This is a genomic window from Neobacillus sp. CF12 (genome assembly GCF_030348765.1).
Classification (GTDB): Bacteria; Bacillota; Bacilli; order Bacillales; family Cytobacillaceae; genus Neobacillus.
In genome coordinates, this window is the sequence record NZ_JAUCEU010000007.1 from 5365456 (window position 1) to 5388269 (window position 22814).

Below are 22814 nucleotides of genomic sequence, written 5' to 3' on the forward strand. Positions count from 1 at the left end.
GAGGCAGGTGATGGCAGTTTGTTAAATGATAAACTGCATTCTTATATTGAGGAACTGATTCCAGGACGAACTCAATTAATTATCGAAATGGAAGACTATGCTAAAGAAAATAAAGTACCGATCATGGAACTTGTGGGAATTGAAGCCTTACTTCAACTCTTAAGGATCCAAGACTCCAAAAAAATTCTAGAGGTTGGCACTGCCATTGGATATTCCGCATTACGAATGGCTGAAGCACTTCCCAGCGCATTTATTGTAACGATAGAAAGAGATTTAGAAAGAATTCAGGTTGCGGAAGAGTATATAAATCGTTCGAATCATGGCAATCAGATTCTATTGATAAAAGGCGATGCACTTGAAGTAGAGGAACTTGTAAGTGTACAAGCACCCTACGATGCCATTTTTGTTGACGCTGCAAAAGGTCAATATAAAAAGTTTTTTGAAATCTATTCGAAGTATTTAAAGGATGATGGAATCATCATTACGGATAATGTTTTATTTAAAGGACTTGTTACAGAATCAGAGATTGAATCGAAAAGGATTCGTAATCTTGTCAAGAAAATAGATGGCTTTAACCAATGGCTGATGAATCATCCAGATTATCATACAGTCATTCTCCCTGTTGGTGACGGAATCGCAATTAGTAAAAAGAAGAGGTGAATAAAATGAAAAGAACGGAATTATTGGTTACTCCATTGTCCGTTAACGATATATTGCCGCTGGCAGAAGCTGGTGCAGATGCATTCGTTGTCGGTGAACAAAGATATGGACTGCGTTTGGCAGGTGAATTTAACCGAGAACAGGTAAAGCAAGCAATAGAATTAGCACATTCCAAAGGGAAAAAAGTCTATGTTGCGATGAATGCTATTTTCCATAATGAAAAAATGGATGAATTAAGTGATTATATTAAATTTGCAGCTGAAGCAAATGCGGATGCCATTATTTTTGGTGACCCTGCTGTTTTAATGACTGCACGTGAAGCAGCACCGGATATAAAACTACATTGGAGCACGGAAACCCTTGGTACCAATTGGTTCTCATGTAACTATTGGGGGCAAAAGGGTGCAAAAAGAGCTGTGCTCGCTCGTGAAATAAACATGGATTCAATCGTTGAAATCAAAGAAAATGCTGAGGTAGAAATTGAAGTACAAGTGCACGGAATGAGCTGTATGTTCCAATCAAAACGTTCTCTTTTAGGTAACTATTATGAATACCAAGGGAAAGTAATGGAAATCGAAAATCGCAAAATGGAAAATAATATGTTCCTGCATGATAAAGAGCGGGAAAATAAATATCCGATTTTTGAAGATGAGAACGGAACTCATATTATGAGCCCAAACGATATTTGTATCATTGATGAGCTGCAAGAAATGCTTGAAGCTGGCGTAGATTCTTTTAAAATCGATGGGATCTTAAAGTCTTCTGACTATCTATTAACCGTAACAAAGGCCTATCGTGAAGCCATTGATTTATTTTTTGAGGACCCGGATTTATATGAGGACAAAAAAGATGAACTTTTAGCAGCGATTGAGGAAGTTCAACCAGCAAACCGCAAATTAGATACAGGATTCTTTTTCAAGGAAACAGTCTACTAAGGAGGAGTTCAATTCATGAATACAGTTAAAGATAAGATTTCTGAAATCATTGATGGAAAACGTGTGATTGTGAAAAAGCCAGAACTCCTTGCACCAGCAGGAAATCTTGAAAAATTAAAAATTGCTGTTCAATATGGAGCAGATGCCGTATTTATTGGCGGCCAGGAATATGGATTACGTTCTAACGCTGATAACTTTACATTTGAAGAAATGAAAGAAGGCGTTGAGTTCGCAAAAAAATATGGTGCGAGAATATACGTTACAACGAATATCTTCGCCCACAATGAGAATATTGATGGGTTAGAAGACTATATCCTTGGGTTAAAAGAAACAGGTATAGCAGGGATTATTGTTGCCGATCCATTAATCATTGAAACTTGCCGCAGGCTTGCACCAGAAATCGAAATTCATATTAGTACTCAGCAATCAATTTCCAACTGGAAAACAGCTCAGTTCTGGAAAGAAAGTGGTGCAGAGCGTGTTGTTTTAGCGCGTGAAGCTAGTGGCGAAGAAATTAGGGAAATGAAAGAAAAAGTAGATGTCGAAATTGAGATCTTTATACACGGTGCTATGTGTATAGCTTATTCTGGACGTTGTACCCTAAGTAATCACATGACAGCCAGGGATTCTAACCGCGGCGGCTGCTGTCAGTCATGCCGTTGGGATTATGATTTATATCAACTAGAGGGCAGCACAACGGAAGTTCCGCTTTATGCTGAGAATGACGCACCATTTGCTATGAGTCCTAAGGATCTCAATTTAATTCAAGCGATCCCTCAAATGATTGAACTTGGTATTGATAGTTTGAAAATTGAAGGCCGCATGAAGTCGATTCACTATATCGCAACAGTTGTCAGTGTTTATCGAAAAGTGATTGATGCCTATTGTGCAGACCCTGATACCTTCGTAATTAAGCGTGAATGGTTAGAAGAGTTGGACAAATGTGCGAATCGTGAAACGGCACCAGCATTTTTTGAAGGTGTTCCGGGGTATAAAGAGCAAATGTTTGGTAATCATAGCAACAAGACAAAGTTTGAATTTGTCGGTCTTGTGTTGGATTACAACGAAGAAACACAAATGGTTACCCTTCAACAACGAAACCACTTTAAACCGGGTCAGGAAGTTGAATTCTTTGGACCGGAAATTCAAAACTTTACACATGTGATTGATAAAATTTGGGATGAAAAAGGTAATGAACTGGATGCAGCTAGACATCCGCTTCAAATTGTACAATTTAAATTGGACAGACCGGTTTACCCTAACAACATGATGCGAAAGGAGAACTAGGTTGATGCGCAAACCGGTTGTTATTGGTGTTGCCGGAGGCTCCGGCTCAGGAAAAACAAGTGTTACCAAAGCAATTTATGAAAGCTTTAAAGGTCACTCTATAACCATGCTTCAACAGGATTACTATTACAAAGACCAAAGTGATTTGCCTTTTGAGGAACGTTTAAAGACGAATTATGACCACCCACTGGCTTTTGACAATGATTTGCTCATACAACATATCGAAACCTTGTTGCGATACGAACCAATTGAGAAACCAGTTTATGATTATTCACTTCATACCCGCTCAAAAGAAATCATTGATGTTGAACCGAAAGATGTTATTATTTTAGAAGGTATACTTGTTCTAGAAGATGAGCGGTTACGAAATTTGATGGACATAAAGCTATTTGTTGATACTGACGCCGACATTCGAATTATCAGAAGGTTATCTCGTGACATTAAAGAACGTGGTCGTACCCTGGATTCAGTAATCGATCAATATACAAATGTAGTTCGTCCGATGCATAACCAATTTATTGAACCAACGAAGAGATATGCAGATGTGATTATCCCTGAAGGCGGTCAAAATCATGTGGCAATTGATTTAATGGTCACAAAAATTCAAACAATTCTTGAACAAAAGTCATTTTTATGAAACAATAGCGTATAGATTAGTTTACAATGAATCCATATTGGATGAATACATGCATGCGCGCCCTTCTAAGAGGACGCGCTCCTATGTATTTATGTGATACCTACATAACATTAACAAACACAGTCTATGGGGGATTGTGAAGACTAGAAGGAGTGAGAAGTTTTGGCGATAGAAAAAGTATTTCCAATGACACAAGCGGGTAAAGACAAACTAATTCAGGAACTTGAACATTTAAAATCTGTAAAACGAAAAGAAGTTGTAGAAAGAATTAAAATTGCAAGAAGTTTCGGAGATTTATCTGAAAACTCTGAATATGATTCTGCAAAAGAAGAACAAGCCTTTGTTGAAGGTCGGATTACAACTTTAGAAAACATGATCCGCAACGCAAAAATTATTGAAGAAGGCGACATGGCTACCGATTCTGTTATGTTAGGAAGGTCCGTTACATTTGTTGAACTTCCGGATGGTGACGAAGAAACCTATACAATCGTGGGAAGTGCAGAGGCAGACCCGTTTGAAGGGAAAATTTCTAACGATTCTCCAATTGCAAAAAGCCTAATTGGCAAAAAAGTAGGCGATCAAGTATCTGTCCAAACACCAGGCGGTGAAATGAGCGTCCGTATTGTCTCGATTAAGTAATTGAATTTTTAACTTTATGTTTGAAATGGAAACACCTCGTCAAAACTTTTGACGAGGTGTTTTTTATGATACGTAAACGAATTAAAGGATTACTCATCCTCTGTATTGCTGGGCTATTGATTCTTATGGCTCGATTAATTCAGATACAGTTAGTTCAAACAGAATCTTTTTCAAAGCACAATGTGAATTTATTGGAAGATAGCGTAAAACAACGAACACAAGAGTTAGTCATTGATAATGGCCGGGGGAATTTCCTTGATCGAAATGGAGAGCTGCTAACCCATAAAAAAGTATCTGTCCTTGTTCTCTTTCCATTTTTGAAAAATATGGATTGGGATATTGATGCTGTATCAACCATTTCTGGGATATCAGAAACCAGTCTAAAAAATGCCCTAGATGAAGCAAATAAACCGTTTGCTTATGGAGAACCAGAACCATTGGAATTAACATCTTCGCAAATGGAAAAAATTAATAAACTAGAGATACCTGGTGTTTTTGCGATTGAAAAGAAATTTGAAAGGACAGATATCCCGGCAGAGCAATTAATTGGGTTAACAGGAGAAAATGCTGACGAATTACAAAAACGTTATCCCGATAAGGAACTATCTGAAAAAACACTTATTGGTGTTTCTGGTCTTGAAGAAAGTTTTGATGAATTTTTACTTCCTGAAGGAAAATCAAAACTTGTCTATCACGTTGATGGTGATGGGGCCCCGTTATTTGGAATTAATGTTAAATATGTTGATCCCGCTAATCCCTTTTACCCCGTAAATGTGAGGACGACGATTGATAAAAGTCTTCAACAAAAATCGGAGGAATTAGTAAATCAGCACGGGATAAAAAAAGGCGGGTTAGTGCTCCTTGATATTGAGAGCAATAGTGTCCTAGCGTCCGTTTCACGCCCGGCTATCAACCAAAGTGATCCTTACAGCGGTTCTGGGATTACCAACCGCATGCTAAAGCAAGAAATAATGGGTTCCATTTTTAAAACCGTGGTGGCGGCAGCGGCGATTGATCAGAGTCTTGATGATCCAACCCGATTATTTAATTGCAGTAAAAAAATTAATGGGGATCCTGAAGTAAAATATAATTATGGTATGCTTTCGTTTACTGATAGCTTTGCTAGAAGTTGTAACCGAACCTTTGGAGAACTTGCACAGGAACTTCAAAAAATAGATAAGGACCTGCTGGAGGAATATGCTGAGAAATTATCATTAACGGGCACAGTAGGATGGCAAGGTGAAGTTTATCATACCAATAATTTTAAACAACTGGTGGATGAAGATAAAGGCAGGGTGTTTTTGACAGAAGAGGCAAAAAAAGACCAAAACTATGCGGCCATGTCGGGGATCGGACAACATGAAGTTCGGGCAACGCCTCTAGCTGTTGCCAATATGATGGCAACCATTGCAAGAGGTGGTAAAAAAGAAATGGTGCGGACTGCCTCGAAAATTGAGTATAAAAATGGTACTACCATGGTCACCTTTGAAAAACAAGAATTACCTGGTGAAACCATTTCACCTTATAGTGCGATGAAGTTACAGAAATTACTAAGAGAGGTCGTTGTAAATCCGAATGGGACTGGAAAATGGTTTAAGGATCTTCCATACGAAGTAGCAGGAAAGTCAGGGACTGCGGAAACGGGAAAATACGAAAATGATAAACAATTGCATAATAAGTGGTTTGCCGGCTATTTTCCATATCAAAACCCTAAATACGCGCTTGTAGCAGTGAATTTGGATGTCATAGATACCGAAGGCGGCGTGAATTTATTATTTGCAGATATGGTTAAAATGTTATACGAACATGACAAAGGATTACAATAGGATTAACTTTAGGGAAAATCCTTCAAGTTCTTTTCAATTCATGTTAGAATGTTTTTTAGCCATCATAATTGTTTAGTGGCGCTATCGCCTTGTCTATTTGGAGGGATTTTTAATGAGTAACGATTTCCAATCCGGCTCACGTTCTACTTATCGGGCTAAAAGAAAGAAAACGAATATTATCTTGAATAGTCTTATCGTCATTGTGCTAGCTCTCATTTTCTTTGTAGCTTATACAATCTTTTTATCAGGTGATGATAAAGCAGCCCCTAAAAAGGAAGATACAAAAACAACAGCAAATCAAGCCTCAGAAAAAGAGGATAAAGATACTGAAAAAAATGATGCTGCGCAAGAAACTGAGGAAGAGAATGATACTGAGGAAACCTCAGCACCTGCACAGGAAGATGAATCACAGGCAGTTATCACCGAGGGAGATGGGACTACCAATGTTCTGAGGACAATCGAAAACCCTGCTTGGAAGCCTGTAGGTACTGCACAAACCGGAGAACATACTCCAGTATATGATGAAACACATGTTGATTGGCAGGAAATGCTAAAGGCAGTTTCTTATGCAACGGGGCTAGAAGAAAGCAATATGACTTTACATTGGTTAGGTCGGAACAAAACAACTGGTATTGGATCGTTTAGTATCGTATCTTCTAAGGATAACCAGCAAAAATACAATGTTTACCTTGAATGGGTCGATGGCGGAGGCTGGAAGCCTACAAAAGTTGAAGAACTTTCTGCAATTGAATAGAATAGAAAAAAATAGGATGGGCTCTCCATCCTATTTTTTTCGTTTAAAGTGAACGACTGCGGTAAAGTATGTTTGACCCTTTTCGTTCGCGTACATTTGATGAGAAACTGAATGTACCCCTAAGAGAATTGCTTTGTTTTCCTCAATCTTTGCATCGATTTTCTTTTCCAAAACTTTAAGATCGGTTGCATCAAAAAATTCTACTTTATCCTCGATAAAATCAATTTGAAAATTCATCACCGTATCATCCTTTCCTAATGTACATTCTAGTTATTCCCTGCATTGTAATCAATGAATATTTCAATCAAAGTAAAAAATTCCATAACAAGTTTGTGTTTAATTCATAGTATACAAATAGGAATTATAAGAATGTTTGGAGGTTAATTGCTTGGGACTGGAATTTTTAGATGTTTTTGAACAATGGGCTGATTCATATGATGAAAGTGTTGGCGGAAATAATCGTGAATATAAAGCAGTTTTTGCAAGGTATGAGCAAGTATTAGAAGCTGTGACAGCACTTTCAAAAGGAAATGTGGTTGAGTTTGGTGTTGGAACGGGTAACTTGACAAAAAAATTGCTTGATTCGGGTTTAAAGATAACTGGTATTGAGCCTTCATTACCAATGAGGGAAATAGCAGAAGCAAAGCTTGGAACAAAAGCAAAAATACTGGTAGGTGATTTTCTTCATTTTCCTGAAATAATAAATGTTGATACAATTGTCTCCACTTATGCATTCCATCATCTGACAGATGAGGAAAAGGATGAAGCAATTGCCAAATATGGAAAGCTGCTTTCAAAAGGTGGTAGAATAGTGTTTGCGGATACGATGTTTGAATCAGAGGAAGATTATAATAATGCAATCGTAAAAGCAAAAAAACAAGGCTTTCATAACCTGGCAAAAGATTTGGAAACAGAATATTATACAACCATTCCTAATTTAAGAACCATTTTAGAAAAAAATGGGTTTACTATACAATTTAGGCGCTGTAATGATTTTGTCTGGTTAATGGAAGGAGAAAAACAATAGAGAGAGGTTTAAACATGAAAATTGCCATCATTGGAGCAATGGAAGAAGAAGTAAAATTACTAAGAGATCATATCGAGGGGCAAACACAAGAAACAGTAGCCGGATGCGAATTTACCTTTGGAAAAATGAATGGAGCAGAAGTAATTTTGCTGCGCTCTGGTATTGGAAAAGTAAATGCTGCAATGTCAACAACTATTTTGCTTGAAAAATATAAGCCTGATTGCATCATCAATACCGGTTCAGCTGGGGGATTCAACCCTGACTTAAATGTAGGTGATGCCGTAATATCAACAGAGGTTCGTCATCATGATGTGGATGTAACAGCCTTTGGTTATGAATATGGGCAAGTACCACAGCTTCCGGCAGCTTTTTTAGCTGATAATAAATTAGTGGAAGTTGCGGAGAATGCAGCTAGAGAACTAGATAAATTCCAAGTTGTTAAAGGGTTAATTGTAACAGGTGATTCATTTATGGAGGATCCGGAACGTGTTAAGTTTGTACGATCAAAGTTTGACGAACTACAAGCTGTTGAAATGGAAGCTGCGGCGATTGCACAAGTAGCACATCGTTTTGGAGTTCCTTTCGTTATTATTCGTTCGTTATCTGATATCGCTGGAAAGGAATCAGAAATTTCTTTTGATCAATTCATTGACCAGGCAGCAACTCATTCAGCTACATTGGTTATGAAAATTGTAGCAGCTTTAAGATAGTCAACTCAGAAAGAGGTGGCGTGCGTTGTGAAAGTTTACAAAAATGTACATGAATTGATTGGTCATACACCTGTGGTGGAAATTACTCAGTTTGCACTCCCGAAAGGAGTGCGCATTTTTGCTAAGCTAGAATTCATGAATCCTGGCGGCAGTGTTAAGGATCGCCTTGGTGTAGAGCTTCTGAGGGAAGCTTTTGAGAGTGGAAAGCTGCAGGAAGGCGGAACGGTTATAGAACCGACAGCCGGGAATACAGGGATCGGATTAGCGCTCGCCTCAATAAGCAAAGGCGTACAGGTTATTTTATGTGTACCCGAAAAGTTTAGTGTTGAAAAACAAACGTTAATGAGAGCACTAGGAGCAAAAATAGTTCATACTCCCACTGAAAAGGGAATGAAGGGGGCAATCGCGAAAGCAGAGGAACTCCTTAAGAAAATACCTGGTTCGTATTGTCCTCAGCAATTCGCTAATCCTGTAAATCCGCAAACGTATTATAAAACACTTGGCCCTGAGCTGTGGGAACAAATGGATGGAAAAATAAGTATATTTGTTGCTGGTGCAGGTACGGGTGGAACCTTTATGGGAACAGCGCGTTTTTTAAAAGAACAAAATAAAGACATTAAGACTGTTATTGTCGAACCAGAAGGCTCAATATTAAATGGTGGTGAACCAGGTCCTCATAAAACCGAGGGAATAGGTATGGAATTTCTTCCTGGTTATATAGATCACAATTACATTGACGCCATTCATACAATTCCGGATGAAGATGCATTTTTGTTCGTTAAAGAATTAGCAGAAAAAGAAGGATTATTAGTTGGCAGTTCCTCTGGTGCAGCCTTTAAGGCCGCCTTTTCCGAAGCTGAAGGTGCCAAAGCAGGCACAAATATTGTTGTTATTTTTCCTGATGGAAGTGAACGATATTTAAGTAAGAAAATTTACGAAGGGGGGATATAGGTGAGAAGGAAAACAAAATTAATTCATGGCGGTATTAGTACCGATCCAGCAACGGGTGCAGTCTCCTTCCCCATTTATCAAGTAAGCACCTATAAGCAAGAAGGAGTAGGCGGACATAAAGGCTATGAGTATTCAAGAACAGGTAATCCTACTCGATTTGCTCTTGAAGAACTGATTAAGGATCTTGAAGGTGGTGAAGCAGGTTTTGCTTTTGGTTCGGGAATGGCTGCCATGACTGCTGTTATGATGCTCTTTAACAGCGGAGACCATGTGATTCTAACAGATGATGTGTATGGTGGCTCGTTTCGTGTTATGACAAAGGTGTTAAACCGGTTAGGAATTGATTCAACCTTCGTTGATACAAGTAACCTAGACGCTATAATAAGTGAAATAAAACCAAATACCAGGGCGATTCATTTAGAAACACCGACAAATCCACTTTTAAAAATTACGAATATTGAACAAGTGGCAAAACTTGCGAAGGAACATGGTCTGTTAACAATTGTTGATAATACCTTCTCGACACCTTACTGGCAAAATCCAATTGAACTGGGTGCTGATATTGTTCTTCATAGTGCTACAAAATATTTAGGTGGACACAGTGATGTCGTAGCAGGTTTAGCGGTAGTTAATAGTAAAAGGCTGGCTGAAGACCTTCATTTTGTCCAGAACTCAACTGGAGGCGTACTGGGACCGCAAGACTCATGGCTTCTAATTCGGGGGATTAAGACATTAGGTATCCGTATGGAAGAAACGGAGAAGAATACCGCTGCTATAGTCGCTTTTTTGCAAGGACATCCTGCAGTCAAGAAAGTATTTTATCCTGGGTTGGAAACGCACCCAAATCATACAATTGCAAAAAAACAGGTAAGAGGTTTTGGAGGAATGGTTTCATTTGATGTGGGAAGTGCCGAAAATGCAGATAAACTTTTAAGTAAAGTTCATTATTTTACTTTAGCTGAAAGTCTAGGGGCTGTCGAAAGCTTGATTTCTGTCCCAGCAAGAATGACCCATGCTTCCATTCCTATAGAACGACGAACAGAATTAGGGATTACCGACGGGTTAGTGAGAATTTCAGTAGGTCTTGAGGATGTAGAGGATTTGATAGACGATTTAAATCAGGCATTAGAATAATAATTCCTATCCGGCTATATGCCGGATTATTTTTTGTTCTTTTTTCTAAAATTTACATCCACTTTTCCACTCTTTTATGTGTTAAAGTAGTCTAGTAGATTTTAAGAAAAGCAGGTGACCTACAGTGGAAAAACAAACGAAAGTGATTTATGAAAAAATGGTTGATTTTAAACAATTTGCTGTTGTACTACTCGCTGTCGGTGTATTTTTCTTTTTAGGTGTAATTATTCCGTCAGACACGAAGAGTGAGATGAATGTAAATATAATGATGATTTCCTCAATGTCCTTTTTAGCAGGTTCGATTTTCCTATTTATTCAATATAAACAATGCCAGCTTAAGCTTATGGATATGGAAGATGGCAAATGAGAAATAAACGTACCCAATTGGGACGTTTATTTTTTTTGGAAAGGCTGTGTTAAAGAAAATGTTTATATTGGCTCTCTGTTGATTTGCGCGGAAGGCACGAAGACTCCTGCGGGAGGACGGGGCAGGGGAGACCCCGCAGGCGCTTAAGCGCCGAGGAGGCTCCCCGTACCGCCCGCGGAAAGCGAAGTGCCTCGCGACAGGCAGAGACCGCCTGTCACTGCGGTGCATATTCAAAGAAGCTTTCCTTAGTGGAGCGCAAATCAACAGACAAATTTAACACAGCCTTTGAAAAAACGAGGCGATTTAACTATTTTTTTTAAAAATTTCAAAAAAGTGGTTTACAAAGGGTGTGTTGATGGATATAATTACCGTAGTTAGTAAAAAATTCCGAAGGAGGTCGAAGAAAATGATGATGACGTTAACAGTTGCTTATACTGAAATTGCTTGGGATATGACAACAGAATATTTGAATAATTTGCATTCGACCAACAGGAATGGATTGCTTAACTAATTTTTAGTTACTATACATATCCATGCCGCAGGGAGAATGATGCCCTGCGGTATTTTTGTGCCTAAAAATAGGCCGCAAGGGAGTAATTTCTTGCGGCCTTTTTGTGCCCGAAAAATGGATATTATTAACAAAAATGGGTATAAAGGTAAAATAAATAATCCTTAGGAGGTGATAGGTATGACCCTGAATATATTTTTTATCTCGATTACGTTCAAAAAAAGGGAAGAAAGTCTTCAACAAGCGGCTCGAAATGAAGTGATTGAAAAACTTTATGAGCAAAACAAAGAACGTCAACTGTCAATGTATCATTTACTATAAATTAACTCTTATTAAAAGGAAGTGTATAAAAATGACTCTAAATATTTTATTTTTTTCAATTACAGTTAAGAAACGTAAAGAAAGTCTGCAAGAAGCAATTCGAAACGACATGATTGAAAAGCTGTATGATCAGCATAAAGACCGTCAAGTTACAGCTTATCATTTAATGTAATAAACCCTTTATGGGAGGTGATAGTCATGACCTTAAATATTCTATTCTTTTCCATTACCATCAAAAAACGGGAGATGAGTTTGGAGGAAGCAGCTCACCAAGAGCAAATTAAGAAAATATATGAAGGAACAAAGGATCGTCAAATATCCGTTCATCGCATTATGTATTAAGTCTTTAAAATGACAAAAAAAGAAGGGTGGGTTTACAATGATATATTTAATTCAAAAACGTGGAGCTAGCTTATGGAGTATGAAGGATACCACCTAGTTAATCTAAATGAGGAGGTAACTACAAATGCCGGTGCATAACTTTTTATTATTTCTATTTCTAAAGAAAAAAAGAAAATCTGAAAATAATAACATAAATTAAAATATATGATAATAGCGCTAAATGATTGTTAACAAAATGTTCACATCCCCTTAAGTTAGATACTGTGAAAATATGATAAATTCGAAGTAGATAAAAGGATCTATCTTAAGGGGTGGAGAATATGTTCATGATTGTGATGGCTTTGGTCATTACCGGGGCGATTAGTTGTGTAATAACAGCAGAGTTAAGTGTGGAATAAACGGAAAAGTATTGGCCTTTTACTAGGTCAGTACTTTTTTTATTATGAGATAAAAGGCTGTATTTTCAAATAAAATGTTTTGGACAGACACAATCATCCTGTTTCTAACATAGGAATTAGTTATAGGCAAAGCCCTAAAAAAGCACGGGGGTGGATGTGCATGGCAGGGATTTTCACAGCACTTGGGTATCTAATAAAGGAATTCTTATTTCTTGTCTCTTATGTAAAAAACAATGCTTTTCCGCAGCCCCTATCTGCTGCAGATGAACGGAAATATTTACGGTTGATGGCGGAAGGGGATTCACATGCTCGTAATATGTTGATTGAACATAATTTACGGCTTGTAGCTCATATTGTCAAAAAATTTGAAAATACAGGGGAAGATTCAGAGGATTTAATTTCAATTGGAACGATTGGATTAATTAAAGCGATTGAGAGCTATTCAGAGGGCAAGGGAACAAAGCTTGCGACCTATGCCGCCCGCTGTATCGAAAACGAGATCCTCATGCATCTACGGGCACTGAAGAAGACGAAGAAAGATGTTTCCTTGCATGACCCGATTGGACAGGATAAAGAAGGCAATGAAATCTCACTCATTGATGTACTCAAATCTGAATCAGAAGATGTCATCGATACCATCCAATTAAACATGGAACTCGAAAAAATTCGGAAATATATTGATGTCCTTGACGACAGAGAAAAAGAAGTCATTGTTGGTCGTTTTGGCCTTGACCTTCAAAAGGAAAAGACTCAGAGAGAAATCGCCAAAGAATTAGGCATTTCCAGAAGCTATGTTTCTAGGATTGAGAAGCGCGCATTAATGAAAATGTTTCATGAATTTTATCGTGCTGAAAAAGAACGAAAGAAAAAGAACTAAGCAGAGCCGGACCTTTCCGACTCTGTTTTTTACTGTAAATCGGCAGATGCCTATACGAAAAAGTAAACAGGCACATACGCTATTATTAAAAGGGAAAAGGGGGTATTTATATGTCATATGGTTATACAAGTCCCTGCTGTTATTCTGCCCCATATCCAGTTTATCCTGTTCCTTATGCATCTGGCGGCGGTGGATGGTACGCACTCTTCATTGTTTTACTAATACTAGTGCTCATCTTTGGCGGCTGGTGGTACTATACAACTTGCTGTTAAAGAGCAGCTAAATGCTTGTGTAATCATTGCACAAGCTATTTTTTATGTTAAATGCAAATAATAGAATTCTTCTAATAATATATTTATAATATAAAGGTACATAGATAAGGGGGTAACATAATGACAGCTACTACATACTCGGATGTGTGGAATCTTGAAGTATTTTTTAAAGGTGGAAGCGCTTCAACTGAATTCGCAGACCACTTAAAGGTAACAAAAGAATTAATTGAGCATTTCGAGTCAAAAGTTAACAACTGGACTCCACTCAATACAGTACAGGACAAGATTTACCTTAATGAGTTACTAACAGACTTTGAGCAGGCTGGTAAAAAGCTTCGTCAGGCAGGGGCGTTTGTAGGCTGCCTGCAGGCCCAAAATACGGAAGATAAGAAAGCCTATGCACTTGAGGCTACTGTAACTGGGCTAAGTGCAACGTTTCAATCCGCACTTAGTGCATTTGACAACCTTTTATCATCCATCAATGATGAGGTTTGGGCTCAAGTGTTAGAAGATGATTATCTGTCAGAGTTGACGTTTTCTCTCACTGAACGGCGCGAACGAGCAAAAGACAAGCTTTCTATTGAGGAAGAAGCGCTAATTAGTGCACTTGGTGTGGATGGCTACCACGGTTGGGGACAATTGTATGATCTCATTGTTAGTAAAATTAAAATTCCTTTGGAGGAAAATGGTGAGGTAAAACATCTTTCTGTTGGCCAGGCTGCTAATAAATTTTCCAGTTCTGACAGGGAAGTCCGTAAAGCAGTTTTTAAAAGTTGGGAAAAATCTTGGAATGAACAAAGTGATTACTTATCGAAAACATTAAATCATCTTTCAGGTTTCCGTTTGAATGTGTATAAAAAACGCGGTTGGGAAGATGTATTAAAAGAACCTTTAAGTATTAATCGGATGAAAAAAGAAACATTAGAAACCATGTGGTCTGTGATTTCTGAAAATAAACAGCCACTCGTTGATTATATGAATCGTAAAGCTAAACTTTTAGGTCTTGAAAAATTAAGTTGGTTTGATTTAGACGCACCATATGGAAAAACAGAGTCAAAAGTTTCCTACCAAGAAGGTGCTAAATTTATTGAACAAAATTTTGCCCTTTTTGGTGAAAAAATGTCCGATTTTGCAAAGAAAGCCTTTGAAGACCAATGGATTGAAGCAGAAGATCGTCCTGGAAAAGCACCAGGAGGTTTTTGTACCGGATTCCCAGAAAGTGAAGAATCTCGTATTTTCATGACTTATTCCGGTACACCTTCTAATGTATCTACACTTGCCCATGAGCTTGGCCATGGATTTCACTCCTATGCCATGAGGGGAGTACATTATCTCAATCGCGGATATGCCATGAATGTCGCAGAAACTGCTTCGACTTTTGCTGAAATGATAGTCGCAGACGCAGCCGTGAAAAATGCTAAGGATGAAGAAGAAAAGCTGGCTTTGCTAGATGACAAAATTCAAAGAACGGTTGCTCTTTTAATGAACATCCATACCCGCTTTTTATTCGAGACACGTTTTTATGAAGAGAGAAAGCGCGGTCCAGTATCAGTGGAAACCTTAAATGAATTAATGGAAGGTGCACAGAAGGAAGCTTATTGTGATGCATTAGACGAATATCATCCATTATTCTGGGCATCTAAGCTTCATTTCTTTATTACGAGCGTACCATTTTATAATTTTCCATATACATTTGGCTATTTGTTCTCGCTGGGAATATATGCTCAGGCACTTGAGGAAGGTAAAGGATACGAAGAAAAGTACATTGCCTTATTAAGAGATACCGCTTCCATGACCGTTGAGGATTTGGCAGCCAAGCATTTAGAAGTGGATTTAGTTCAAAAAGATTTCTGGGAAAAAGCAGTCAAAATTTGTATTGATGATATTGAGGAATTCCTTCAATTAACGCAAAATAAATAAAGAAACAGCCCAGCAGAGTCTGCTGGGCTTTCCTTGTTACATCTTTCTAAGTTTAAATGGGCTAACCATCAGGAAAGATAAGATGATGATAATAAATAAAAATGTTTGGGCTGGTACGTATGGAATAGCTAAAAAGCTTAATGTCGCTAAGCAGCCTGCTGCCGTAATCGGTAAGCCTGTAAAATACCCGTTGCTTTCCGTAACATTGAAGCGAGCCAATCTAAAAGCACCACAACCGATATAAAAAACGGTGAAGAAAGATCCAGGACCGCCAAATTCATTTAAAATTCCTTGATATAGTAATAGTGCTGGCGCGACTCCAAATGATATAATATCACTCATGGAATCTAATTGTTTGCCTAGCTCTGATTCAATATTAAATTTTCTAGCCGCCATTCCATCAAAGCGATCAGCTAATGCAGCGATAAAAATTAATAGCAAGCTTAATCGTAAATTTCCTTCCATGGCAAAAATAATCGCAAAACCACCAAAAGATAAATTTGTTAATGTAATGACATTTGCAGTTTGGGACTTAAGTTTCTTAATTGTAGAATCAAAAACGTCTAATAAAAACATTTAACTCCACCACTCCTTTCAACAAGCCGGAAGAGAACACTATTTTTTTCATTGATCTATTATATTTAATATTAAGCTTTTTAAGAAGTTTCGTAAAGAGTATTTTTACACTTTTTGGGGGTCATGTAATGTTTAAGCAAGTATACCGTTTAATGATAGAACTTACCAATGGGAAATGGACATCTGTCATTTTACATCGTTTTGCCCGTTCCAAAATAAGCAGATTTGTTGTCCCTTCATTCGCGAAGATTTATAAATTAAATCAGGATGAAATGGAAAAATCACTACATGAATATCCAACACTTCATGATTTATTTATTCGAACACTTAGAAGCGATGCTCGATTAATTGATACACTCTCAAACTCGGTTGTAAGCCCTGTAGACGCCGTAATTGAGGATGTGGGATCCATTAATCAAACAAGTGAGATTTTGGTCAAAGGAAAGACATATTCCATTCAAGAAATGTTAGGAAGTCAAGAGTCAGTATATAAGTATTTAGATGGTACATATATGATTCTATATTTAAGCCCGAGTCATTATCATCGGATTCATAGTCCCGTAGAGGGAACAATTGTTAAACAGTGGACGCTTGGTTCTAAGTCATATCCAGTTAATAAATTGGGCTTAAAATATGGTGTTAGAACGTTAGCAAAAAATTATCGAATGATTACAGAAGTGGATACTGAATGGGGACATATTGCAATTGTGAAAGTAGGAGCAATGTTTGTAAACTCAATTGAAAAAACGCACACAGGTACGATGCTTAAAAAAGGTGGAGAAATGGCTTACTTTAGTTTCGGTTCCACGGTGGTATTATTGTTCCAAAAGGGCGTTTTTCAATTGGATTCCTCGATTCGAACACCAAAGGATATTAGGATTGGAGAAAAAATCGGGGTCATGGTCAAGGGAAACGGCGGCGCTTGAAAGGTGCCGTTTTTTTGAGGACAAAAGAAAAAGCCCTCGAGGGGCATAGGATATCAACTTAAGAAGAAATCTTCAATTTATTAAACAACGATCGACGATGGATTTCTGTCTCAATAAGATCAATAAACTCGGGACTGAGATTTAATTCTCTTGCTTTATAGTAGGATTCAATTAATAACTCATCTGACAGTTTACGCAAGCCAGAATGCACCTCCATATAAAAAATAATGTACTAAAGGATATAAATGAAGCATAAAATGGTAGGTTCAATTGGTGTACCCTAAATCTACCAAATTAACTTTAAATGGACAACCTTTCCAATTATTCACAATTAGCAGTGGATAACTTGTGATTAAATTGTTTATAAAGTATAAAAAAGTAACCGAAACAATGGGTATAATGTTAATAAAGTTATCCACAGGTGTGTAAAAGCTGAAATTTTGTCGAAAAATATTTTTTTATAATTATTTACAGCAAAAATGTCTGAGTTTAACAAATAATAAAAACATAACAGCTATAATAGTTTTATTTTGATACTAAGGGTAAAATTGGTTATGATGGTACAGATAAACAGATGAATTAATGAGGTGTAAGCTTAGTGTTAAAGAAATTTCTACCTGATGAACATGTAAAAAGCATATTAGATATTCATCCAGAGGATTTGAAAAAAAGAGGGATTAAGGGCATTATTACTGATTTGGATAATACTCTTGTGGAATGGGATCGACCAAATGCCACCCCTGAGTTAATAAAATGGTTCGAACAAATAAAAAAGCACAATATACTCGTTACGATTGTTTCTAATAATAATGAAATACGTGTAAAGGAATTCTCAGACCCATTACAAATTCCATTTATATTTCAAGCTCGTAAACCGTTGGTGCGCGCATTTAATAAGGCACTTTCCCAAATGGGAATCAAAAAGGAAGAAGCTGTCGTTATTGGTGACCAATTATTAACGGATGTTTTAGGTGGTAATCGCAGCGGATTTCATACCATTCTAGTGGTCCCTGTTGCGCAAACAGATGGATTTATTACTAAATTTAACCGCTTTGCTGAACGAAGAATATTGAATTGGTTCAGGAAAAAAGGCATGATTCAATGGGAGGATTAAAGTGTGAGCGAACAAGAGCAATACTTATGCATGGGTTGCGGGGTTAAGGTTCAAACTGAAAACCCTGCGGAATTAGGATATGCACCGTCATCAGCACTCGAAAAAGAAAGTATTATTTGTCAACGCTGTTTTCGATTAAAGCATTACAACGAGGTCCAGGATGTCAGTTTAACGGATGACGACTTCTTAAAAATTTTGAATGGAATTGGTCAGACGGATGCCTTGATTGTGATGATTGTTGATATTTTTGATTTTAATGGAAGTTGGCTGCCTGGATTACACCGATTTGTAGGAAATAACAAAATCTTGCTTGTTGGTAACAAGGTAGACCTATTGCCTAAATCAGTAAAACATAACAAATTGATAAATTGGATGAAACATGAATCAAAAGAGCTAGGGTTAAGACCGGAAGAAGTATTTTTAGTCAGTGCAGAAAAAGGGAAGTTCATTAGAGAAACGGCCGCTGCAATCGACGAAATGAGAAATGGAAAAGATGTCTATGTCGTAGGATGTACAAATGTAGGGAAATCTACTTTTATAAATAGAATTATTAAAGAGGTTACTGGAGAAGGAGATATTATTACTACATCACACTTTCCTGGAACTACATTAGACATCATAAAAATTCCACTTGAGGATGGAAAATCACTGATTGATTCACCTGGAATTATCAATCATCATCAGATGGCTCATTTTGTCGATAAGAATGATTTAAAGGTTATTACTCCTAAAAAAGAAATAAAGCCTAAAGTGTTTCAATTAAATGAGGGACAAACCTTATTTTTCGGGGGACTTGCACGATTTGATTTTATTAGTGGAGGCAGAAATTCATTTGTCTGCCATGTTTCAAATGAAATAAACATCCACCGGACAAAAACAGAAAATGCTGATGAACTATACAAAAACCATGTAGGGGAAATGTTAGCACCACCTCGGAAAGATGAATTAGAATCATTTCCTGAGTTGGTAAAACAAGAATTTATCATTAAAGATGCAAAGACGGACGTTGTATTTTCAGGACTTGGCTGGATAACAGTTAACGAGCCCGGAGTAAAAGTGGCCGCATACGTACCAAAAGGTGTACAAACCTTAATACGGAAATCTTTAATATAAGAGATAAGGTAAATGGGGGAGAAACAGGGTGAAAAAACTATTTGCGGTACTTGGAGATCCAATTGGTCATTCCATGTCGCCTGTCATGCTTAATGATATACTTTCATTTTATGTAATAGATGCTCACTATCATCCTTTTCACGTAAGCAGAGGGGATTTAGAAACAGCAGTTAAAGGTTTAAAGGCAATTGGTATTTCAGGCTTTAATATAACAATACCTCATAAAAGTGCCATCATCCCTTTTTTAGATGAAATTGATGAATTAGCCTTAAGTATTGGAGCCGTCAACACGGTTGTAAATGAAAACGGAAAATTTGTCGGCTATAATACGGATGGATATGGGTTTATAAAAGGATTAGAGCCCTATATTTCATCCTTTACTGACAAGAAAGTATTAGTTTTAGGTGCAGGTGGGGCGGCTAGAGCAATCTATTTCACAATGGCCAAAATGAACCCACAGACAATTGATATTGCGAATCGTACTGTCATTAAAGCACAAGAACTCATTGAATCATGTCCGTATGAAACAAACTCTAAAGCCTTAACTTTAGAGGAGGCGGAAATTCATTTGCATGAATATGATGTGGTTATTCAGACAACGATGATAGGGATGTACCCAAATATTAGCGAAATGCCCATTAGCCTGCGGAATTTAAGTTCCCAATCCCTGGTTTGTGATATTATTTACAACCCGTTAGAAACACAGTTATTAATCGAAGCAAGAAAAAAGGGCGCAACTGTCCAAAATGGAGTAGAAATGTTTGTTTATCAAGGGGCTCTTGCTTTTGAGAAATGGACAGGAATCTTTCCAGATGTAAAAAGAATGAGAGAAAATGTATTACAACAGCTTGGAGGCGTGAAATGTTAACAGGAAAACAAAAAAGATTTTTAAGGTCAAAAGCCCATCATTTAGATCCCATTTTTCAAGTAGGAAAAGGCGGAGTAAATGAAAATATGATCAAACAAGTGGCAGAAGCCTTAGAGGCGAGAGAACTTTTTAAAATAAGTGTTTTACAAAATTGTGAAGAAGATAAAAATGTGGTTGCACAGCAATTAGCCGAGGGTACAGGTGCTGATATTGTCCAAATTATTGGAAATACAATCGTCCTTTATAAAGAGTCGGTGGAAAAGAAACAAATTTCACTTCCATAGGAAGGAGGTTTCTTCATGACAAAGGTTGGGATTTTGGGAGGAACATTTGACCCGCCTCATTTTGGACATTTGTTAATAGCTAATGAGGTACTCTCTAAACTTAATCTAGATGAAATTTGGTTTATGCCGAACCAAGAGCCTCCTCATAAGAAGAAATCGGAATCGGTTGAAAATCAAGACCGCTTGCAAATGCTTGAACTTTCGATTAAAGGGAATCCGGCATTTAAAGTCGAAAAGATTGAGCTTGGAAGGTCTGGTCCTTCCTTCACTATCGATACCATGAAGTTATTAAACGAGCGATTTCCACATCATCAATTTTACTTCATTATTGGCGCAGACATGATAGAGTACCTGCCTAAATGGCATAAAATAGATGAGTTGATAGAGCTTGTCCAATTTGTTGGTGTTGAAAGACCTGAATACAGCCTGGAAACGGAGTATCCGATTACCTATGTGGATGTTCCAGCATTCGATGTTTCGTCAAGTATGATAAGAGAAAGAGTAGAACAAGGCATGACGATTCGCTATTTATTACCTGACCCGGTCATCGATTTTATTAGGGAGAAGCATTTATATGGAACGTGAAGAGGCATTAAAAATTGTAAAAGAACAGTTGACTGACCATAGATATCAGCATACATTAGGTGTCATGGAAACGGCTATTGCGTTAGCAGAACAATATGGTGCTGATGTAAAAAAAGCTGAAATAGCGGCAATTTTTCATGATTATGCAAAGTTTCGTCCTAAGGATGAAATGAGACAAATTATCTTGACTCAGAAATTCCCACAAGATTTACTACACTTTCATGCAGAGTTATGGCATGCGCCAGCAGGAGCCTATCTTGTAGAAATGGAAGCAGGCATAAACGATAGGCAAGTACTAGACGCTATTCGCTATCACACATCCGGAAGACCAGGAATGACTCTGCTGGAAAAAATAATCTACTTAGCAGATTATATTGAACCTGGCCGCCATTTTCCAGGTGTGGATGAAGTTAGAGCTTTAGCAAGAGAAAATTTAAACAGTGCGTTAATACAAGCAGTAAAAAATACCATACTATTCTTAATGAAAAAGAACCAACCGGTTTATCCGGAAAGCTTTCAAACATATAATGATCTCGTATTGAGACAGGAGGATGATTAATGACTAATCAAGAGTTATTAAAAATTGCCGTAAAGGCTGCAGATGATAAAAGAGCTGAGGATATTCTAGCACTCAATATGCAGGGTATCTCCTTAATTGCCGATTATTTTATAATTTGTCATGGGAACTCTGACAAACAAGTACAGGCGATTGCAAGGGAAATTAAAGAAAAAGCTGAAGAAAGCGGATATAATGTGCGAAGAATGGAAGGCTTTGATGAAGCTACATGGATCCTCATTGACCTTGGAGATGTTGTTGCACATGTTTTCCACCGTGATGAAAGAAGTTATTACAAGTTGGAACGGTTATGGGGAGATGCTCCATTAGAGGATATTCGTAGTGAGTTAACGACATGAGTTACGAACAGTTTGCCTATCTTTATGACGAGCTCATGCAAGATGCTCCTTATGAGGAATGGGTTAAATTTGTAAAAGCTAAATTGCAGAAATATCAAGTAGATGGTAAAAATTTACTTGATTTGGCATGCGGTACTGGCGAGCTCTCCGTTCGATTTGCTAAGGAGGGCTTTTCCGTTACCGGTGTAGATTTATCAGCAGACATGCTTGCAGTTGCACAGGCAAAAGCACAGGAAGAGGGACTGTCTATCCCTTTTTTTGAGCAAGATATGGCAAATTTAGAAGGTCACGGAGAATTCGATATAATCGGTATTTTTTGTGATTCATTAAATTATTTAAAATCAGACGATGATGTAATACATACCTTTTCTAGTGCTTATGAACACCTAAAGGATGAAGGTCTATTCTTGTTTGATGTCCATTCTGTTTATAAAATTTCTCAGGGTTTTATCAACCAAACCTTTGCGTTAGCAGATGATGATGTATCCTACATTTGGAATAGCTTTGCCGGTGAAGAGACAAATAGTGTTGAACATGAACTAAGTTTCTTTGTCTTCGATGAACAGACTGGCAAATATGATCGATTTGATGAGGTTCATTTCCAAAGAACATACCCTGTCGGGCAGTATTCTGATTGGTTAGAAAACGCTGGCTTCGAAATCCTCGAAATCAATGCCGATTTTGAAGATAGTGAACCAAAGCATCAGTCAGAAAGAATATTTTTCATAGCAAGGAAAAAGCCATCTTTTTAAAAAAAGATGGCTCCAGATTGTCGAGAAAGGGTATCTTTCTCGGCAATTTTTTATTTAAACAAAGACTAACCTACGATTTTTTGAAAAATTCCTGCCTGCTCAATGGCCTGTTGATT

Annotated in this window: 30 protein-coding genes; 27 read left to right on the top strand and 3 right to left on the bottom strand. The window is 37.5% G+C overall.

Features of this window, described 5'->3' with window-relative positions; genetic code table 11:
* The first annotated feature begins 18 nt into the window (after positions 1 to 18).
* The 7 genes from QUG14_RS25585 to QUG14_RS25615 all read left to right on the top strand — a co-directional run bounded on the left by QUG14_RS25585 (position 19) and on the right by QUG14_RS25615 (position 6738).
* Positions 19 to 660 (top strand): O-methyltransferase, encoded by a 642-nt coding sequence (locus tag QUG14_RS25585; RefSeq protein ID WP_289343275.1) that lies wholly within the window; start codon positions 19 to 21, stop codon positions 658 to 660.
* Between the two features lie 5 nt (positions 661 to 665).
* Positions 666 to 1595, top strand: a complete 930-nt coding sequence (locus QUG14_RS25590; RefSeq protein ID WP_289343276.1) for a peptidase U32 family protein — start codon at positions 666 to 668, stop codon at positions 1593 to 1595.
* 15 nt (positions 1596 to 1610) lie between these two features.
* On the top strand, positions 1611 to 2882 hold the full coding sequence (locus QUG14_RS25595) for a peptidase U32 family protein (RefSeq protein ID WP_289343277.1): 1272 nt from the start codon (positions 1611 to 1613) through the stop codon (positions 2880 to 2882).
* 1 nt (position 2883) lies between these two features.
* Positions 2884 to 3519 (top strand): uridine kinase, encoded by a 636-nt coding sequence (udk, locus tag QUG14_RS25600; protein WP_289343278.1) that lies wholly within the window; start codon positions 2884 to 2886, stop codon positions 3517 to 3519.
* A 162-nt stretch (positions 3520 to 3681) separates the two neighbouring features.
* Positions 3682 to 4158: a transcription elongation factor GreA gene (greA, locus tag QUG14_RS25605; RefSeq protein WP_289343279.1), complete on the top strand. Its 477-nt coding sequence runs from the start codon at positions 3682 to 3684 to the stop codon at positions 4156 to 4158.
* A gap of 65 nt (positions 4159 to 4223) precedes the next feature.
* Positions 4224 to 5984: a peptidoglycan D,D-transpeptidase FtsI family protein gene (locus tag QUG14_RS25610; RefSeq protein ID WP_289343280.1), complete on the top strand. Its 1761-nt coding sequence runs from the start codon at positions 4224 to 4226 to the stop codon at positions 5982 to 5984.
* A 112-nt stretch (positions 5985 to 6096) separates the two neighbouring features.
* On the top strand, positions 6097 to 6738 hold the full coding sequence (locus tag QUG14_RS25615; protein ID WP_289343281.1) for a YrrS family protein: 642 nt from the start codon (positions 6097 to 6099) through the stop codon (positions 6736 to 6738).
* A 30-nt stretch (positions 6739 to 6768) separates the two neighbouring features.
* On the opposite strand, the gene QUG14_RS25620 is transcribed toward QUG14_RS25615, so the two are convergent.
* A complete protein-coding gene (locus QUG14_RS25620; protein ID WP_289343282.1) occupies positions 6769 to 6975 on the bottom strand; it encodes a DUF2536 family protein in 207 nt (68 codons plus the stop codon).
* Positions 6976 to 7126: 151 nt separating this feature from the next.
* Here QUG14_RS25620 and QUG14_RS25625 point away from each other — a divergent pair, with 151 nt between their 5' ends.
* The 11 genes from QUG14_RS25625 (at position 7127) to QUG14_RS25675 (ending at position 15565) form a co-directional block, all read left to right on the top strand.
* Entirely contained in the window at positions 7127 to 7765 is a 639-nt protein-coding gene (locus tag QUG14_RS25625; RefSeq protein WP_289343283.1) for a class I SAM-dependent DNA methyltransferase, read from the top strand.
* 14 nt (positions 7766 to 7779) lie between these two features.
* Entirely contained in the window at positions 7780 to 8475 is a 696-nt protein-coding gene (mtnN, locus tag QUG14_RS25630; RefSeq protein ID WP_289343284.1) for a 5'-methylthioadenosine/S-adenosylhomocysteine nucleosidase, read from the top strand.
* A gap of 27 nt (positions 8476 to 8502) precedes the next feature.
* Positions 8503 to 9426, top strand: a complete 924-nt coding sequence (locus tag QUG14_RS25635; protein ID WP_289343285.1) for a PLP-dependent cysteine synthase family protein — start codon at positions 8503 to 8505, stop codon at positions 9424 to 9426.
* Positions 9427 to 10560 (top strand): bifunctional cystathionine gamma-lyase/homocysteine desulfhydrase, encoded by a 1134-nt coding sequence (locus QUG14_RS25640; protein WP_289343286.1) that lies wholly within the window; start codon positions 9427 to 9429, stop codon positions 10558 to 10560.
* A 124-nt stretch (positions 10561 to 10684) separates the two neighbouring features.
* Positions 10685 to 10927: a YrhC family protein gene (locus QUG14_RS25645; RefSeq protein ID WP_289343287.1), complete on the top strand. Its 243-nt coding sequence runs from the start codon at positions 10685 to 10687 to the stop codon at positions 10925 to 10927.
* A 688-nt stretch (positions 10928 to 11615) separates the two neighbouring features.
* A complete protein-coding gene (locus QUG14_RS25650) occupies positions 11616 to 11756 on the top strand; it encodes a YrzI family small protein (protein ID WP_289343289.1) in 141 nt (46 codons plus the stop codon).
* A 31-nt stretch (positions 11757 to 11787) separates the two neighbouring features.
* Entirely contained in the window at positions 11788 to 11928 is a 141-nt protein-coding gene (locus QUG14_RS25655) for a YrzI family small protein (RefSeq protein ID WP_289343291.1), read from the top strand.
* A 26-nt stretch (positions 11929 to 11954) separates the two neighbouring features.
* Positions 11955 to 12098, top strand: coding sequence for a YrzI family small protein (locus QUG14_RS25660; protein ID WP_289343292.1), 144 nt, complete (start codon positions 11955 to 11957; stop codon positions 12096 to 12098).
* A gap of 558 nt (positions 12099 to 12656) precedes the next feature.
* Positions 12657 to 13373, top strand: coding sequence for an RNA polymerase sporulation sigma factor SigK (gene sigK / locus QUG14_RS25665; RefSeq protein ID WP_045517798.1), 717 nt, complete (start codon positions 12657 to 12659; stop codon positions 13371 to 13373).
* 110 nt (positions 13374 to 13483) lie between these two features.
* Complete coding sequence (locus QUG14_RS25670) at positions 13484 to 13645, top strand: hypothetical protein (protein ID WP_289343295.1); 162 nt, start codon at positions 13484 to 13486, stop codon at positions 13643 to 13645.
* Between the two features lie 120 nt (positions 13646 to 13765).
* Positions 13766 to 15565 carry a M3 family oligoendopeptidase gene (locus tag QUG14_RS25675; RefSeq protein ID WP_289343296.1) on the top strand — a complete coding sequence of 600 codons (1800 nt, stop codon included), beginning with the start codon at positions 13766 to 13768 and terminating at the stop codon, positions 15563 to 15565.
* Positions 15566 to 15601: 36 nt separating this feature from the next.
* Here QUG14_RS25675 and pssA read toward each other — a convergent pair whose 3' ends face one another.
* Positions 15602 to 16141, bottom strand: coding sequence for a CDP-diacylglycerol--serine O-phosphatidyltransferase (gene pssA / locus QUG14_RS25680; RefSeq protein WP_289343297.1), 540 nt, complete (start codon positions 16139 to 16141; stop codon positions 15602 to 15604).
* 128 nt (positions 16142 to 16269) lie between these two features.
* Between pssA and QUG14_RS25685 the strand changes: the two genes are divergently transcribed.
* Complete coding sequence (locus QUG14_RS25685; protein ID WP_289343298.1) at positions 16270 to 17067, top strand: phosphatidylserine decarboxylase; 798 nt, start codon at positions 16270 to 16272, stop codon at positions 17065 to 17067.
* 58 nt (positions 17068 to 17125) lie between these two features.
* Here the strand turns inward: QUG14_RS25685 and QUG14_RS25690 are convergent, their stop codons facing one another.
* On the bottom strand, positions 17126 to 17266 hold the full coding sequence (locus QUG14_RS25690; RefSeq protein ID WP_289343299.1) for a sporulation histidine kinase inhibitor Sda: 141 nt from the start codon (positions 17264 to 17266) through the stop codon (positions 17126 to 17128).
* 399 nt (positions 17267 to 17665) lie between these two features.
* Between QUG14_RS25690 and QUG14_RS25695 the strand changes: the two genes are divergently transcribed.
* The 8 genes from QUG14_RS25695 to QUG14_RS25730 are packed head-to-tail and all read left to right on the top strand — an operon-like array spanning position 17666 to position 22698.
* On the top strand, positions 17666 to 18181 hold the full coding sequence (locus QUG14_RS25695) for a YqeG family HAD IIIA-type phosphatase (protein WP_289343300.1): 516 nt from the start codon (positions 17666 to 17668) through the stop codon (positions 18179 to 18181).
* A 30-nt stretch (positions 18182 to 18211) separates the two neighbouring features.
* On the top strand, positions 18212 to 19294 hold the full coding sequence (gene yqeH / locus QUG14_RS25700) for a ribosome biogenesis GTPase YqeH (RefSeq protein WP_289344235.1): 1083 nt from the start codon (positions 18212 to 18214) through the stop codon (positions 19292 to 19294).
* Positions 19295 to 19322: 28 nt separating this feature from the next.
* On the top strand, positions 19323 to 20162 hold the full coding sequence (gene aroE / locus QUG14_RS25705; protein ID WP_289343301.1) for a shikimate dehydrogenase: 840 nt from the start codon (positions 19323 to 19325) through the stop codon (positions 20160 to 20162).
* On the top strand, positions 20156 to 20446 hold the full coding sequence (gene yhbY / locus QUG14_RS25710; protein ID WP_289343302.1) for a ribosome assembly RNA-binding protein YhbY: 291 nt from the start codon (positions 20156 to 20158) through the stop codon (positions 20444 to 20446). Before aroE ends, yhbY begins: the two co-directional genes overlap by 7 nt.
* A 15-nt stretch (positions 20447 to 20461) precedes the next feature.
* Positions 20462 to 21031: a nicotinate-nucleotide adenylyltransferase gene (locus tag QUG14_RS25715; RefSeq protein WP_289343303.1), complete on the top strand. Its 570-nt coding sequence runs from the start codon at positions 20462 to 20464 to the stop codon at positions 21029 to 21031.
* Entirely contained in the window at positions 21021 to 21590 is a 570-nt protein-coding gene (gene yqeK, locus QUG14_RS25720; protein ID WP_289343304.1) for a bis(5'-nucleosyl)-tetraphosphatase (symmetrical) YqeK, read from the top strand. The genes QUG14_RS25715 and yqeK overlap by 11 nt, the downstream gene beginning before the upstream one ends.
* The gene (gene rsfS / locus QUG14_RS25725) at positions 21590 to 21946 is read left to right on the top strand and encodes a ribosome silencing factor (protein WP_289343305.1); all 357 of its coding nucleotides are present in this window, start codon (positions 21590 to 21592) and stop codon (positions 21944 to 21946) included. The genes yqeK and rsfS overlap by 1 nt, the downstream gene beginning before the upstream one ends.
* Positions 21943 to 22698, top strand: coding sequence for a class I SAM-dependent DNA methyltransferase (locus tag QUG14_RS25730; RefSeq protein ID WP_289343306.1), 756 nt, complete (start codon positions 21943 to 21945; stop codon positions 22696 to 22698). Before rsfS ends, QUG14_RS25730 begins: the two co-directional genes overlap by 4 nt.
* Positions 22699 to 22814: the final 116 nt, after the last annotated feature.

Bases quoted from the DNA above. Each gene is read 5' to 3' on its own strand.
- QUG14_RS25590 (WP_289343276.1), top strand. From the start codon at position 666: ATGAAAAGAACGGAATTATTGGTTACTCCATTGTCCGTTAACGATATA.
- QUG14_RS25595 (WP_289343277.1), top strand. From the start codon at position 1,611: ATGAATACAGTTAAAGATAAGATTTCTGAAATCATTGATGGAAAACGT.
- QUG14_RS25610 (WP_289343280.1), top strand. From the start codon at position 4,224: ATGATACGTAAACGAATTAAAGGATTACTCATCCTCTGTATTGCTGGG.
- QUG14_RS25615 (WP_289343281.1), top strand. From the start codon at position 6,097: ATGAGTAACGATTTCCAATCCGGCTCACGTTCTACTTATCGGGCTAAA.
- QUG14_RS25620 (WP_289343282.1), bottom strand. From the start codon at position 6,975: ATGAATTTTCAAATTGATTTTATCGAGGATAAAGTAGAATTTTTTGAT.
- mtnN (WP_289343284.1), top strand. From the start codon at position 7,780: ATGAAAATTGCCATCATTGGAGCAATGGAAGAAGAAGTAAAATTACTA.
- QUG14_RS25650 (WP_289343289.1), top strand. From the start codon at position 11,616: ATGACCCTGAATATATTTTTTATCTCGATTACGTTCAAAAAAAGGGAA.
- QUG14_RS25655 (WP_289343291.1), top strand. From the start codon at position 11,788: ATGACTCTAAATATTTTATTTTTTTCAATTACAGTTAAGAAACGTAAA.
- QUG14_RS25660 (WP_289343292.1), top strand. From the start codon at position 11,955: ATGACCTTAAATATTCTATTCTTTTCCATTACCATCAAAAAACGGGAG.
- sigK (WP_045517798.1), top strand. From the start codon at position 12,657: ATGGCAGGGATTTTCACAGCACTTGGGTATCTAATAAAGGAATTCTTA.
- QUG14_RS25670 (WP_289343295.1), top strand. From the start codon at position 13,484: ATGTCATATGGTTATACAAGTCCCTGCTGTTATTCTGCCCCATATCCA.
- QUG14_RS25675 (WP_289343296.1), top strand. From the start codon at position 13,766: ATGACAGCTACTACATACTCGGATGTGTGGAATCTTGAAGTATTTTTT.
- pssA (WP_289343297.1), bottom strand. From the start codon at position 16,141: ATGTTTTTATTAGACGTTTTTGATTCTACAATTAAGAAACTTAAGTCC.
- QUG14_RS25685 (WP_289343298.1), top strand. From the start codon at position 16,270: ATGTTTAAGCAAGTATACCGTTTAATGATAGAACTTACCAATGGGAAA.
- yqeH (WP_289344235.1), top strand. From the start codon at position 18,212: ATGGGTTGCGGGGTTAAGGTTCAAACTGAAAACCCTGCGGAATTAGGA.
- yhbY (WP_289343302.1), top strand. From the start codon at position 20,156: ATGTTAACAGGAAAACAAAAAAGATTTTTAAGGTCAAAAGCCCATCAT.
- QUG14_RS25715 (WP_289343303.1), top strand. From the start codon at position 20,462: ATGACAAAGGTTGGGATTTTGGGAGGAACATTTGACCCGCCTCATTTT.
- yqeK (WP_289343304.1), top strand. From the start codon at position 21,021: ATGGAACGTGAAGAGGCATTAAAAATTGTAAAAGAACAGTTGACTGAC.
- rsfS (WP_289343305.1), top strand. From the start codon at position 21,590: ATGACTAATCAAGAGTTATTAAAAATTGCCGTAAAGGCTGCAGATGAT.
- QUG14_RS25730 (WP_289343306.1), top strand. From the start codon at position 21,943: ATGAGTTACGAACAGTTTGCCTATCTTTATGACGAGCTCATGCAAGAT.